We start from the raw sequence: 14,314 nt of genomic DNA, 5'->3' as shown, positions 1-14,314 counted from the left end.
AACTACTTGGTGTGAAGTTAAATGATCCCATATCATTATATAACACTGCGATGCGCGAATAGTGGCTTTTTTTTCCTAATATATAGGGCAATCCTGCTCAATCTCCGAGCGAAATTTTTTGGAAGGCGATGCGTTCCCTTTTCCACGTATACGTCACGTACAAATCGCGCCCGCTTGCGATGACGGCCGGGTAGGAATACTGCTTTTCCCCTTCGTCCAGCAGCAGCTCGTCGTCCCAGGTCAAGCCGTTATCCCGCGACAGGCGAATCACGAGCGGCGTTCTGGGGCCTTTCAGCTTGCCTTTTTCCGGGCGCGTCGGATTGTATGCAAGCGCCAGCGTGCCGTCATCGAGCTTCGCCAGGTCGATCCCGCTGTTATTGTTGGGCAGCGTAGTCGGGTAAGCTTGGCACCATGTTCTTCCGCCATCCGCCGAATCGCTGCGGAATATCGCCCCTTCGGTGCTGCGGGCGAGCATGTGCACGATGCCCGGCGCGGATTCCCATATAGCGGGCTGAATGATGCCCCGGCCCCGCTTCTCCCCCCGGGCCTCGCTGCTGTCCGCGCCCGCGGACTCGCCCTCGCCGGTGCCGGTGCCGATGCCGCAAAATCCGCTGCGGTCCAAAGGGACCGGCGCACTTCGGGTCCACGTCTCGCCGCCGTCGGCGGAAAGGTCGGCGAACGCCTCCCACGCGGGTTCGAGCGACGCCGGAGCGGCAATCGTGCCGTCGTGAAGCGCGACCGGTTTATTTTTGACCGGGCCCCGGCCTCCTTGATCCCCTTCGACCAAAGGAGCCGGCGGGGTCCACGTCCTGCCGCCGTCCGTCGAACGCATGACCCGCGTTTCCCAATTCGCGATAGCGGCTCCGGCTTTGTAAAAAAGAAACAGCAAGCCATCGGCTCTTCGAAAAAGGACGGGATTCCAGTGGGCCAGACCGTCTTGATCGGCCGTTTTCACGGGAGGCGTCCAGCCGCCATCCTTCCCTCTGCGCGCCGTCCAGATCGCCACGTCTCCGGCTTGCTCCTTCGTTCCGCCGAACCAGGCGGCGATCACTTCCCCGCCGGGGAGCAGCTCCAGCGTCGAGGCGTGGCAGCTCGGGAACGGCCGGTCCTCCCCGAAAATAAATTCTTTGATTTGAGCGGTATACGTCACGCTTCATCGCCTCCCGGCACGATTTCATAAATTTGTCCGGCTTCCGTGCCGAACGCGACGACACCCGGTCCGCAGCTCTCCGTTCGGATACGGCGTCCGTCCTGCACGACCCGTACCTGCACCCGCTCCGCCGTCCGCAGCCGGCACTGCTTGCCGGCCATCGATCGGATGCGGGCGCGCACAAGCCGGCCCCCTGCCCATTCGATGGCGATTTCGAACGCTCCGCGCGCTCTGAGCCCCTTCACGCTGCCGCTCCTCCACGCCGGCGGCAAGGCCGGAAGCAGGCGGATTTCACCGCCGTGGCTTTGCAGCAGCATTTCGGCCATGCCGGCCACGCCGCCCAGATTGCCGTCAATCTGAAAAATGTCCAGCTTCACCTTCGGGTGCCTGTGGGCATTCATCAGATTCGGATGCAGCCCGGCGAGCAGCTCGTTCAAAAAACGGCCGGCTTCCTGCGGATTTTCCAATCGCGCCCATAGATTGACCATCCAGGCGCAGCTCCAGCCCGTATGCGCCCCGCCGTGCTCAAGACGCCGCTCAAGCGTTTTCGCGCAGGCGGCGGCAAGCTCCGGCTCGCCATGCAGCGTGATGAGGCCCAGCGGATGCAGCGCCGCCAAATGCGCCATGTGGCGATGCCCGGGCTCGAACTCTGCAAAGTCTTCGTCCCACTCCATAAGCTGGCCGTATTTCCCAATGCGAAAAGGAGGCAGCCGCAGCAGCGCCTGCTCCAATTGCCCTATAAAGTCGGCATCGGTATCCAGTTTGCGGCCGGCTTCCATACAATGAGCAAACAAATCCCGGATCAGCGCGATATCCAGGGTCGCTCCTTTGGTCACGCTGCTTTTTTGCCCGTCCGGGGCTATGAAAAAATTTTCCGGCGACGTGGAAGGGCAAGTGACCAGACTGCCGTCCTGCGCTTCGACGAGCCAGTCCAGGGCAAACAGCGCCGCTTCCTTCATCGCGGGGTAAGCTTGCCTGAGAAAGCCTTCGTCCTGGCTGAACGCGTAATGCTCCCACAAATGCTGGCACAGCCACGCCCCGGCCAAGGGCCAAAACGCCCAGCTCGGCGATCCGCCCACAGGCGTCGCAGTCCGCCAAAGATCGATGTTGTGGTGAGCCGTCCAACCCCGGCAGCGGTAATGAACGCCGGCCGCCTTCCGGCCGGTGACCCGCAGGTCCTCGATCAGCTCGAACAGCGGCTTATGGCATTCCGCCGCATTGGCCGTTTCCGCCGGCCAATAGTTCATTTCTACATTGATATTGGTCGTCCAGCTGCCGCACCAGGGCGGGCGGACGCTGTCGCTCCAAATGCCCTGCAAGTTCGCCGGCTGCGTGCCCAGACGAGAGCTGGACAAGAGCAGGTAGCGGCCGTACTGGAAAAACAGGGCGGCAAGCCCCGGATCGTCTCCGCCCTCCCGGACCGCACGAATGCGCGTATCCGTCGGCATTCCCGCCTTATCGCCGCCGCCCAGATCGAGCGATACTCTGCCGAAAAGCGCGCGGTAATCGCGCATATGCCGCTCCTTCAGGCGGTCGTACCCGAGCGCTGCGGCCCGGTCCAGCCGCGCGTCGCACAGCCCGCCCGGATTTGTGCCCGCTGCGGCCGGGTCCCGGTCGAAGCCGCTGTAGCCGGTCGCTGCGGCCAGCAGCAAAGTGACCGTGCCCGTCCCGCTGACGCGAATCCGCCCGCCGCTCGCTTCCACCCTGCCCTGGTCGGCAAGCGCGAGCAGGTGAAGCTCGAAGCCTATGCCTCTCCCTTCGGCATACTGCACCGGATCGGACGTTTTGACCGTATTGGGTTCAACATGTACAGGGCAGCGCCCGGACAGCGTCACCCGGTTCCATGACGTTTTGCGAACCTGGAACTGCAGCGGGCTGTGCAGCACGGCGGTAAACCCGGTTTTGCGCCCGCTTTGCAAACGTATCGCCATCACCTGATCGACGGCCGATACGAACAGTTCACGGACATATTCGGCTTCATGCATGCGGTACTGTACGCGCACGATGCCTTCCGTGAGGCCCAGCTCCCTGCGATAGTCCGTATACACATAGTCCGAGGGAGCGGTTTCTTGATCGAAAATAAGCTCCAAATCCCCGAGCGGCATGTACGATTCGATCTCGGGCCCTCCCATATGGCGCTCGATAACCGCCTCCGCTTCCGCGTATTTCCCCGCAAAAATCAGCCCGCGCACACGATCCAGATGACCCGCCGCATCAGGATTGACCGTTTCCCGGGGTTCCCCCGACCAAAGCGTATCCTCGTTCAATTGAATGCGTTCCCGGTCCACGCCGCCGTACGCCATACCGCCGAACCGGCCGTTGCCGACAGGCAGCGCTTCGAACCACGACCCGGCCGGCTGTGCATACCACAGCGCCATTTTGTTCATCGACATACGATTCCCTCCACTTTTACTCGTACAGCCAGTCCAAGGTATCGATGCCGTCGTTTTTATGCTCGACATCGCGCGGCCGGAGCGCCTGTTCGGCGGGGATAACGCCCGCAATCAAGTAAGCTCCCCTGCCAAAATCGAGCGTATGCCGCCCGGCTTCATACCTGAAGGCGTGAATATTTACCGAAGGGTACGCGTACAGGCGCAGACCTTTGCGCAGTACCGGAGCATACCCGCCCCGGTCGTCCGCATGCGTGTTCTCCTCCAGACTCGGAACTTGCAGCCACTGCTCATCCTTGGAATTGAAATAGCCGATCAGCACGTTCGCAGGCTGATGCAGTTCAAGCTCGATCGCCGTGCCGCCCCGGCCCGCTTCCATTTGGCTGAACCGTATCCCTGTCAGCCCTTGCAATTCCTCCGCGCAGCCGACAATGTGAATATCGCCGTCCGTGAACACCTGCGCCTCCTTCTCCACGCGGTACGTCTCCGCGTTCCCGGAATGCAGCGTGAACGGGGCTTCGCGGTAGGCGGCGATCGGCTCCTCCCGGTGCTTGAGCGCTTCGGGCAAAATGCCGGACTTCAATTCGTCCAAATGAAACCGGAAACGGTTCAGCTCCGTTTCGTAGACAGGCAGGCAATCCGTCCAGTGCCGGAATTCGAGCCCGCCCCGGACAGGCACTTTCCGCTGTGGCGTCTGCATGCTGTTGGCGTACAAATACGTTTGCTCCGTGAGCGCCGTCAGCTCGCGGTAGCTGTCCAGGCTGCGCTCCAAATGAACGGCGGCCTCTTCCAGCAAGTCCAGCCGGTCGAAATACGCCCCTTTTACCGTATGCTTATACGTTAAAATGAGGATCGCCGCCCGGACCTTATGCGCGTACGCCTGCACCATATGGCGGATCGCCTGCACGTCGCCCGTCAGGCGCTCGAACTCGCCGTGGCTCTGGGCGACGTGAGCCTGCGCCCGCTCGATCGCCGCCGCCGCATCGCAGGCGTGCCGCTCCGCGTCGGCGATCGCATCCGCCGGCGTCTCGCCGGTATGCGTCCCGCCGCTCAGCTCGCGGACGACATATTCCTCCAGCCGCTCGCCCTGCGGCGACTGGGATTCCCACAAATCCGGCCACGGCATGTGCCGCTCCGGATTCGTCAGTTGGCTCATCGTCATGCCGAGGCTCATCGTTTGACGGTTGCCTTCGGTAATGCCGAATCTGCGCAGCAATTTGGGCGCGCATTCCCCTGCGGCTTCGTAGGCGTCCAAAACCGCCTCGCCCGCCTCCCTGCTCCAGAACCGCGCGGCCAGCGCTTCCGCCCAGTAATGCCGCTCGGCTTCCGGATCGCGGTCCGGGTTCCAGGCATAGCGAAACCAGGCCGCAAACCAGATCCAGTCGCGGTCCAACTGCCTGAGTCTTGGCTCGGCCCTGTCCGGCGCGTACGGCCAATCCCAAAAAAACAAAGGATACAAATGAAGCCCGTTCGCCTTCAAGCGATAGCGGGCCGCCTGCATGCATTTTTGAATAAACGACGGCGCGCCGTAGCGGAAAGGCTCCAAATTGGCCAAAATATGCACATTCACAATATGAATCGTCTGCAGCGAGCCGAGCCGGTTGTGGATAGCCTGCCATTTGCCTCGCGGCGTGTACGTGGTCAGCGATTCGCCGTTATATTTGGCTTCCGTGTACAGATTCGGATACAGCGGCAGCGCGGCTTCAATCACTTTTTGCGGCTCGATGGCGTGGGAGCGCAAAATAATCGGCGGCTTCTCCTTCGCCCCGGAATGCCGCAGCCCTTCCAGCAATCCGGCCAAAATCGTTTCGGTAAACCACTCGACACCGTAAATTTGCCCCTGCAGCGCCTCACCGAGACAAATCATCATCCCCACATTCGGAAACGAGCGGACAAAAGCGGCAATCGACTTGCGGTAGTAATCGCTTGTAATCGGCAGCGGCTTCGGCTGGTGCAGCTTCAAGCCGTGCTTTTCGGCGAACGGCAGCGGGATGTGGATGTTGTAAAATTTCAGCACGACCCATATGCCCCGGCGGTCCGCTTCTTCCGCGAGCCAGCGGAACGTCTCCGCGTTCAGCGCGAATTCCTCTTCCGATACCTCCAGCGCTTCCGGGTAATCCTCCAGCTTTACCAGGGATGAGAACGGATGGCCGGACCACAAATAAACGACATTGCACCGCTGCCCGACCATCATATCGAGAAAATCGCGCCACAACTCCCGGTCGTAAAACCACGGAAACCGAGCCGGGGTCAGCGGATACTCATACGTCTGGCGCGGCGGCTCGACGGTCGTTTTTTGCAGGCCGATCGCCGGCCCGCGCAGTTTAAAGCGCGGCGCATCGCCGTAAGCGATATCGCCCGGCAGCTTGCCGAGGGCGCGGATGCGCATCGCGAGCTCCAGACAGCCATACAGCGCGCCGGAGTCGCTTCCTCCGGAAACCGCCAGCAGCCCCCCCGGGCAGGAGGCCAAATAAAATCCTTCTCCCTCCGGGGCTTCCGTATGGTACAGCAAAACTTCGCTCCGCTCCAATTGCTGCAGCAATTCGGACTCCAGCCGGTTCCCGATGTAAATTTTCGTTCCCTGTGTGCCCTGTGTGCCCTGCGTTCCCTGTACCGACCGGTAATTATCCGGCGTCCACTGTCCTTCTTCCGTCCGCACCACGAAGCCGCAATCCTGCAGCGCCTGTTTCAGCTGCAAAATGCCGTATTCCACCCGCGGCGCGGGATTGCGGTCGCAGCCCAACGTTACGGCTTTCATCTCGGGCCGCCCCCTTCCTTTAAAAACAGCTCGATAACCGGCACCGTCACATCCGGCTTTTTGACAGGCAGCGACAGCACCAGCGTACCTTCGTCTCTGCCCTCTTTATACGCCCCGTTCTCGATGCCGCTTGCCACGAAGCCTTCCTTGAACCGGATTTCGGATGCATCATTAAGCAGCTGCGCATACTCCACCCGGCCTGCCATGCCGTACAGATGAATGCTTTTAAAAGGCCAGCTGTATACGTGAACGTACAGCCGGTTCCTTGCCGGATTGTAGGTCAACCGGCAGTCCTGCGGACACCCGATATCGTCCGGCGCTTGCGTGCAGCCGTAGATGGAACGGCTGTGGCGCTTCATCCATTCGCCGATCCCTTTCAGGCGGTCTATCGTGCGCTCGTCAAACTCGCCGCGCCCGGTCGGGCCGACGTTCAGCAGCAGGTTGCCGCCCTTGCTCACGATATCGATCAGCATTTTGACCAGCATATCGACGCTTTTCCACGATTCCTCATCGCGGTAATACCCCCACGAACCGCTGAACGTATGCGGCGTCTCCCAGACGACGCGCTTGCCGTCGATATTCACCCAACGGGTCGGCAAATATTGCTCCGGAGTCGTAATATCGCCGCCGACCTGCAGCCGGTCGTTCAGCAAAATGTCCGGCTGCAGCGAACGGACAAGCCTGATCAGCTCCTCGCTGCCCCAATCGTCCTTCCCTTTGCCGGGCAGCCCTTTTTCCGCCGGGAACGAAAAGTCATAAAACAGCAGATCCACCTTGCCGTATTCCGTCAGCAGCTCTTTCGTTTGTCCGTACAAATATTCCCGGTACATGGAAAAGTCCTTCGCCCCGCTTTCTTCGGAGCCGGCAGCCTCCGGGTCGAACCGCAGCGGATGCTTCGTGTCGACGGTATAATGCGGATGATGCCAGTCGAGCAGCGAATAATAAAAACCCATTTTCAAGCCCCGGCTGCGGAACGCCTCGGCCATCGGCCTGATCAAATCGCGACCGGCCGGCGCGTTCGGCGCCTTGTAATCGGTCAGCTTGCTGTCCCACAGGCAAAATCCTTCATGGTGCTTGGCCGTCGCCACCGCATACTTCATGCCTGCGCCAGCGGCGAGCTGCGCCCACAATTCCGGATCGAACAGGTCGGGATCGAATTTGTTCATATATTTGCTCCGGTACTTTTCCCCGCTCGATTGCTCTCTGGACTGCAGCCATTCATGCCTCGCCGCCAGCGAATACAGCCCCCAATGGATGAACATGCCGAAGCGGTCGTGCGTAAACCATCCGCTGTCTCCGGCCGTCGGTTCAACTTCAAACATCAATCTCTCTCCCCCTTCGTTAATCAAAAACTTGCAAAACGGACCGGCCCCCGTCCACGACGAGATTCGCCCCGGCAATAAATGCGGCCTCATCGGAAGCGAGAAACAGCGCCGCATTCGCGACATCCGCCGGTTTCCCGAATCGCCCCAGCGGGTGAGCCGCCAGCATCGCGCTGCGCTTTTGCTCCCGGTTCGGATAAGTTCTCATGTAGTTCTCGGCCATCGGCGTCTCGATATACCCTGGACTGACCGTATTCGCACGAATGCCCTGCCCGCCGAAATCGACGCAAATCCCCTGGGCCATAGCCAGCATGCCCGCTTTGGAAGCGTGATACGGAAAATGATTTTTCTGCGTGCGCGACACATGGGTCGAGCCGATATTGACGATGCTGCCTCCCCCATGCTTCAGCATGATCGGGATCGCGTGCTTGCAGCAGTACCATGCGCTTTTCAAATTCAAATTCATCACATGATCCCACTCCGCCTCGCCGGAAGTCACGACGTTCGCGCTGCCGCTGACTCCCGCGTTATTTACGAGAATATGCAGAGCGCCAAAACGCCCTTCGGCCGCCTCCATCAAATCCATCACACTGGACTCGACGCGTATGTCGGCGTGGGCGAACATGCACCTCCCGCCCGCCTGGACGATCTCTTGGGCGACCCGTTCCCCATCTTCGGCGATATCATTGATAACCACACTCGCTCCCTCTTCGGCGAACCTTCTGGCGACAGCCTCTCCGATCCCCGAAGCCCCGCCGGTAACGACGGCCACCTTGCGCTCCAACCGCATGCTTTTCTCCCCTTTGACGATCCGCTAACGACCCGTGCCCGGCTTCTGCGCGCTGCTTGCGACCGGCGGCATCGAGTTCTTGATCAGTTTACAAGAAAGTCCGAAGCCGATTATAGGGCGAATTCATCAAAAATATAGGGCGGCGCACTTCACCTTCCAATTATTACATCCTTCGCCTTTAGTGCGGGGGTATGCAAAAAAGGCCTACTCCTAACTCATGATTCAAGTTGGAATAAGCCTTTGAAAGTTCAAATATTTGTTTTTTGGGTTGTTCTGTGCATCCGGTTGTAGGAGTTGCAAAAAGTACAGCAGTCAGTGAGAAATGTTAGATTCTAATAAAGTCTTCATCTCGTGGCTTGATAAGCCAATTTTCAGCTCTCCATTTATTGTAATACTTGAATTTATAAAATGTGCTTCACCAAAGCCAATGATATTTTGGAATTTCGTATTCGCAAAGTGACAATTGGTAAATTTTACATTCTTAAAAGTTGAATTATTAAATGTTGATGATAGAAACTCTGTGTTTTCAAATTCTACTTCTGAAAATGTTGAGTCATCCATATAAGTTAGCTCAAGTTTGGAATGGGAAACTTTCACGTCGTAAAATTGAGATTCATAATAAGTAGTTCTAAATGAATCTAAGTTATTGAGAACTGTTGAATTAAAACTCGAATAATCAGCCTTACCTTTCCTAAATACATTTTCCGAAAATTTGCAGCTATTAAAGGTGCTGCCGCATAGCGATGCTCCGCTTAAATATACTTTTGAAAAGTCGCAATTATTAAATACTACTTCTAAAAAACTGCTATTGTTCAAATCATATCCCGTAAATACTATTCCATCAAAAGAAGTATCTTGATAAATAAGTTCGCACACTTCTTTGGATAGCCCCATTGAAAATTCAGTATATTTCTTTAACTTTGTAAATAGATCCATTTACTACCACCTCCTAAGGCCATACAACTATTTTATCCATTAAACCTTGATTTGAAATTTCTCGCAAAAGCTCTGCTTTGTTCTCCATACTTAAATTTGAGACATCAAGTATTACATTTTCACCTTCACTTAGAGAGTTATTAACTGACCTCATGGCGCTTGAAAGTTTATAACCTCCCTTTTTGGGCGGATAATTTGAATTAAATGACTTAACATCCCACGCTTGCCCTTTGGCATCTATAAATTCCGCCTTTCCAGATGGATCTCTAGTTATAGGCCCGTCTAGTTTTCTTGCCTGCTCTAGTTCTAACCCGACCCTTGCCTCATGGTTTCCTTTATCAATATCAATCTGCCTTGTGGAACCTGCATGAGCCGGATCGTGTGCCAATTCGTCTAACTTTGCTTGAGTTCTTCCTCCAGTATAATTCCCATCCTTATCATAGAGGTTAGGTTTATTACCTTTCCCCGTCCCCCCGGAAGAATCGCTCTTAAAGCTCTGCACCAAATCACTGCTATCTTTGCCTAGATTTTTCGCACCCTGAAAAGCCATGGAGCTGGCATGGCCGATGACAACCGCACCGGCAATATTTAAGGCCACGCCCGGTACGACGCCAACTAAAGTGCCGTCCAGAGCGGTTCCGATGACCTCACCCACTCCGCCTATCGTTGCTTCCCCCAGCAGCTCCTACCATAGAAGCGATATCTCCGACGATCTTCCCCGCCAAATAGGCTTTCGGATGCTCGGTGATGGCTTCGTTCTCTATTATTCCCATTGTCGCATTGCTTAAAGCCGCATTGCCTGCACCCTGAAGAAATGAGCCCGCCACTGTAGATTGGAAAAACTCCTCAATTTCTCCTTCTACATAATCCATCAGCTTGGCTTTCGTATTCACCATTGTCGCGTAGGCTTCAAGTGCTGTCAATCCCAGTTCCTTCAAATTCGCTTGACTTATATCTGCATAAACATGATCAAATAATGCCGACATCACCTTCGCGGTATTGCTAATCGGAGAAAGAAAACTCAGCCCTGTGCTGACGGCATTCTTCACAAAAGAAAGAATACCGCCGGCTGTGATCGCTTTACCTTTCCCGTCCGCCTCATCGAATTGATTCGCTTTTTTCGTGGTGAAGTCCTGGATTTGCTGCAGTTCGCAGCGCAGGTCCTGCAGCATCCGGTCAATCGATTGGTAGCCGCTGTCCACATCGGACCGCTGGCGGCTGGACATTGCGAGCCCGTTCATCGCGCCGCGAAGCTGGCTTTGGATGCGCTCCAGTGTCCCGATCGTCGCATAAAGCTCGCTTGCCGTGGCTCGCAGCGTCGATGTGTCTACACGTATTTGCACCTAAGTTCCCCTTTCGTTAGTGGACCGAAGCTCTTTTAATGCGTTACCCTCGCGCCAAAATCGTCATAACTGGACAAATCCCCGTGATAGAACGCCACATCGCCATCCATCAGCGTGAACGTGTTGCCGTATTTATCCGTCGTCGTATTGCTGAATCCTTCCATCTGCCATTGGTTGTCCAGCGGCACGTTCTCCCCGGGCAGCCGGTAATAGCGCAAAAAGGGATTCGCATAATCGGCGTTCTTGATGCTCTCCAGGTTGAAATTCACGATGATGTACCCATCCTTCAAAAAGATCGGCGAATGATCGTCCAGCCCGCCATGCGTTCTCCCGTACTCCGCGATGTTCGTGCCCGCTGCTACCACATAAGGAGCCGCCGGCAAGCTGTACTCGCCATACCAGTGCTGGATCGAAGCCAGCGCCCGCTGTGGATCGACCGTGCTCGGCACGCCGGTTTTCGGTCCGATCATCGTCCGCGTCAGCCATGGCGATGTGAACCATGCGTAGGCGTTGCCGACCCACGACTTGCGCTTAGCCCGGTACAAAAAATCGCTCATCCCATAGTTGTCCGCCACATACGCAGCCGTATCGGCGAGCTCCTCGCCCGGCACATTGCGCATCGTGTCGTTCAGCAGCACATGCCGCTGCTGCTTGTCGTCCGCAGATCCGACTTTTACAAAATACCTCACCGGCTTCTCCGAGTAGGCGTGGTAGTATAAATCCACCGGAATGCGCCCCGTTCCATCCTTGTTCACAAAATAAAACGATGGCGTGATCCGAATTCCATCCCGGCGCCCGAACATGTTCCCCTTCGTCTTCAAATCGAATTTGAAATGATACCCGGTCTTGATCGACACGGTATGGTTGTAGCCCGGAAACGGGTGGCTTCCCGGGCGAATCGGCAGCACATACGGATAGCTGTTGCCCCGCGGGCTTCCGTCGATATCGTTCGTGCCGGTCCAGTACGAAACGCCTGTCGGCGAGATGCCGTCGCTCGTGCGGAAGACGTACTGCCAGTCGTAGTCGCCGATATCCGTGATATGAAAATCGTACAGCCTGCCGATCACCTCTACCGGGATCGTGTTCGTCGCTACGTGATTCGGCCAATCGAAATTGGCGCTCGTTTGTGTCGTAAAGTCAGTGGGCGCATTGATCGCAATCGACCGAAAATGAACCGTATAAAAGCCTTCATCGATCCACGTCGGCATGATGAACGTCATGTCCGGCTGATTCACCGGAATGTCGACCCATGTACCGGCTACGATGTACGCCGACTTGTCCGCATTCCAGACGTCGAACTCGAAGCGGACTTGCTTGTTGGCGGTGTACTTGGCGTAATCGCCGTACCCGTTTGTGACCCCATACCCGCCGAAGCCGGGGTACGCGTCATGCTGGCCGGTCGTCGGCACGAACACCGTGAACGGCCGATCCAAAATGACCGCCGCCCGGCCTGCGGTGGGCACGACTTTTTCGTTGTGCGCCTGATCGTCGGTCACAGACGGGTACATGACCACCGGTGTATGAACCGTCACCGGATTGATGCCATTGATCGGATAATCTTTATCCGATCCGCCTTTGACATTCCCCGGGATCAGCGGGTAATAGATCGTGCCGGTCGTCGGCTGGTCCGCCCGGTTGACGAGCGAATTGCTGACGAAGTAGCCATTGCCGTACAGCACATCCCGGCCGATCATCGTTGGCTGCGGGATCGTTCCAGGCGTCTGACCCTGATCCGGATGCTGGGCGTTTTCCATAATCGTAACGCCGTTAAACACGACCAGGTCGTTGTTCACCTGGTTGCGGCCCACGGCGTCCTCAGCTGCTGATTGAAACTCCGGCGGCGTACCTCCGGGTGGCGGGCCACCGCCTGTCCCCAGATTGACCCCGCTGCAAGTAGCGGGGAGAACATGAGCCTTTACATCATCGTTATTATCCGATTGCAGCGTTGGTGCCGTATAGCCATGGGGATCCAACTGAACCGTTTCATTGGGATAGCCGCCGAGCGCATAATTCGTGATCGTGGACTTCTCTAACCCATAGACTTCCAAGTTGTCGATTTGCCAGTAGGTATACGGGCGTTTGACGGTCATGGTCTCGGTTACGGTTTCCTCCATAGGGACCGGTGGCGCCCCTTCCCCGCCGCCTACCGTCCAGACATATGTTTTGGTCACTTCAACCGCATACGACACCTCGCCGGTCATATTCGCAAATTGATTTTGAAATAAATAATTCAGCCCCAACACGTTCGCATAGAGGCTTTCCGAAGTCGGGATTCCTTTTAACACATCGAATCTTTCCGCATCCCGCATATCCGCGAGAAGCACGCCGCTTGTCGCCGGGTCCATGACGGCGGCCTGATTGATCGTTCCTTTGGCCGGGGGGCCGATTTGCGGGATACACCCGGGCTGAGACCCGCAGCTGCTGGATACCGTCACCGATGCGGTGCCCGTTTGATCAATGCCTGCCGCTGGATCGACATAGCGCACTGTGATCGTAGCGCTGCCTGCCGAACTTGCCGTGACCAATCCGCTTGAGTTCACGGAAGCTACTGTTAGATTGGAGCTCGACCATGTCGTGTTCGGGCTGCTTGAAACATTTTGAGTCGTCCCATCCGGCTTCGTTAAAGTGGCCGTCAGTTGTTTAGTTGTGTTCATAGCAGGACTCAAGCAGCCTGCAGGAACGTTTACCGTTAGACCGGCTGCCGCCGGTCGGTATTCGGCAACAATGGTGGTACCGCCGATATTCATCGTTATATTTCGGTTTGTTAAGTGAGCATCCCCTATCACTTGTGGAAACTTGATGTTGCTCGGATCCATCGTGGGGTAAATATATGATTTTGAAATCGGGACCGTTTGTCCATTGTGATCATAAGCAGGAGGAAGGTTGTAAGTCACACTTTCCAAATAACGGTACACATTTTCGGTCTTCACTGTATCAATGAGTGTTCTCGTGGTTCCGTCTGCTGAAACCAAATATCTTTCTACGGTTAAAGGTTCATATGGCGTATACGCTGCCGGTATATCATAATAATCATCAAGATCATCCGGGTGGGCCCATGGTTCCGCACGTTTAATTTCTTGAAGTGTATAAAAAGGGGCCACGCCTTATACTCCCATCTGATGCATTGAACGATTCCATGATTGCGCTGAAATAGATGGGTTGCCCCGGCTGCAGGACAGAGTCAAAGCTGTCGAAAAAATCCCGATCGACCGTAGCTCCGTCAAATTTAAAGGTAGTTCTTACCGGTTCGCCAGGGATTGGCGTATTCGGAAATTGAGTTATATTCGCCGCATTGTTATAAACTACAGTACCGGTTAGATCCATCGGCTTGCAATTGCCACTTGAACATGCCGGAGCACTATGAATCATCCACCCGACAGTTCGGTACCGAATACCGGTTGTGGCAGCAGTTGAAGTAATGTCAATTGTTACATCATGTGAACTTTCCTCCAAATAAATTGACACTGGGTAGGCATACGTCCACAAAGATGGCAAAAGCACTAGTACAGCATCAGATTTAAAATAGTCAATATGTGGAAATTATGATATAGTCGAAGAAAAAAGAGGAATCGACTATGAAAAAACGAGAGTATGCCGTCCAATTAACTCCTGATGAACAAAAGAA

The 14,314-nt window shown here is 56.0% G+C and carries 9 protein-coding genes; all 9 read right to left on the bottom strand.

Annotated features, from left to right (window positions below):
• Nucleotides 1-97 precede the first annotated feature (97 nt).
• Nucleotides 98-1,150, bottom strand: coding sequence for a sialidase family protein (locus AC3G2T_RS36720; RefSeq protein ID WP_488438550.1), 1,053 nt, complete (start codon nucleotides 1,148-1,150; stop codon nucleotides 98-100).
• On the bottom strand, nucleotides 1,147-3,543 hold the full coding sequence (locus AC3G2T_RS36715) for a glycoside hydrolase family 95 protein (protein ID WP_488438549.1): 2,397 nt from the start codon (nucleotides 3,541-3,543) through the stop codon (nucleotides 1,147-1,149). Before AC3G2T_RS36715 ends, AC3G2T_RS36720 begins: the two co-directional genes overlap by 4 nt.
• A gap of 16 nt (nucleotides 3,544-3,559) precedes the next feature.
• Nucleotides 3,560-6,298, bottom strand: a complete 2,739-nt coding sequence (locus tag AC3G2T_RS36710; RefSeq protein ID WP_488438548.1) for a hypothetical protein — start codon at nucleotides 6,296-6,298, stop codon at nucleotides 3,560-3,562.
• Nucleotides 6,295-7,620: an alpha-L-fucosidase gene (locus AC3G2T_RS36705; protein WP_474680173.1), complete on the bottom strand. Its 1,326-nt coding sequence runs from the start codon at nucleotides 7,618-7,620 to the stop codon at nucleotides 6,295-6,297. The genes AC3G2T_RS36710 and AC3G2T_RS36705 overlap by 4 nt, the downstream gene beginning before the upstream one ends.
• 19 nt (nucleotides 7,621-7,639) lie before the next feature.
• The gene (locus AC3G2T_RS36700; RefSeq protein WP_488438547.1) at nucleotides 7,640-8,410 is read right to left on the bottom strand and encodes an SDR family NAD(P)-dependent oxidoreductase; all 771 of its coding nucleotides are present in this window, start codon (nucleotides 8,408-8,410) and stop codon (nucleotides 7,640-7,642) included.
• 312 nt (nucleotides 8,411-8,722) lie between these two features.
• A complete protein-coding gene (locus tag AC3G2T_RS36695) occupies nucleotides 8,723-9,346 on the bottom strand; it encodes a pentapeptide repeat-containing protein (protein WP_488438546.1) in 624 nt (207 codons plus the stop codon).
• 13 nt (nucleotides 9,347-9,359) lie between these two features.
• Nucleotides 9,360-10,001: a hypothetical protein gene (locus AC3G2T_RS36690; RefSeq protein ID WP_488438545.1), complete on the bottom strand. Its 642-nt coding sequence runs from the start codon at nucleotides 9,999-10,001 to the stop codon at nucleotides 9,360-9,362.
• Nucleotides 9,994-10,689: a WXG100 family type VII secretion target gene (locus AC3G2T_RS36685; RefSeq protein ID WP_488438544.1), complete on the bottom strand. Its 696-nt coding sequence runs from the start codon at nucleotides 10,687-10,689 to the stop codon at nucleotides 9,994-9,996. Before AC3G2T_RS36685 ends, AC3G2T_RS36690 begins: the two co-directional genes overlap by 8 nt.
• Before the next feature lie 35 nt (nucleotides 10,690-10,724).
• Nucleotides 10,725-13,343, bottom strand: a complete 2,619-nt coding sequence (locus tag AC3G2T_RS36680; RefSeq protein WP_488438543.1) for a DUF5704 domain-containing protein — start codon at nucleotides 13,341-13,343, stop codon at nucleotides 10,725-10,727.
• Nucleotides 13,344-14,314: the final 971 nt, after the last annotated feature.

The organism is Paenibacillus sp. sgz302191, assembly GCF_057749925.1.
Note: the sequence above shows the minus strand (reverse complement) of the source record. Positions and strands in the feature narration are given on the sequence as shown.

Excerpts from the sequence above, each read along its gene's own strand:
- AC3G2T_RS36715 (WP_488438549.1), bottom strand. The coding sequence starts at position 3,543 with ATGTCGATGAACAAAATGGCGCTGTGGTATGCACAGCCGGCCGGGTCG.
- AC3G2T_RS36695 (WP_488438546.1), bottom strand. The coding sequence starts at position 9,346 with ATGGATCTATTTACAAAGTTAAAGAAATATACTGAATTTTCAATGGGG.
- AC3G2T_RS36710 (WP_488438548.1), bottom strand. The coding sequence starts at position 6,298 with ATGAAAGCCGTAACGTTGGGCTGCGACCGCAATCCCGCGCCGCGGGTG.
- AC3G2T_RS36705 (WP_474680173.1), bottom strand. The coding sequence starts at position 7,620 with ATGTTTGAAGTTGAACCGACGGCCGGAGACAGCGGATGGTTTACGCAC.
- AC3G2T_RS36700 (WP_488438547.1), bottom strand. The coding sequence starts at position 8,410 with ATGCGGTTGGAGCGCAAGGTGGCCGTCGTTACCGGCGGGGCTTCGGGG.
- AC3G2T_RS36680 (WP_488438543.1), bottom strand. The coding sequence starts at position 13,343 with ATGAACACAACTAAACAACTGACGGCCACTTTAACGAAGCCGGATGGG.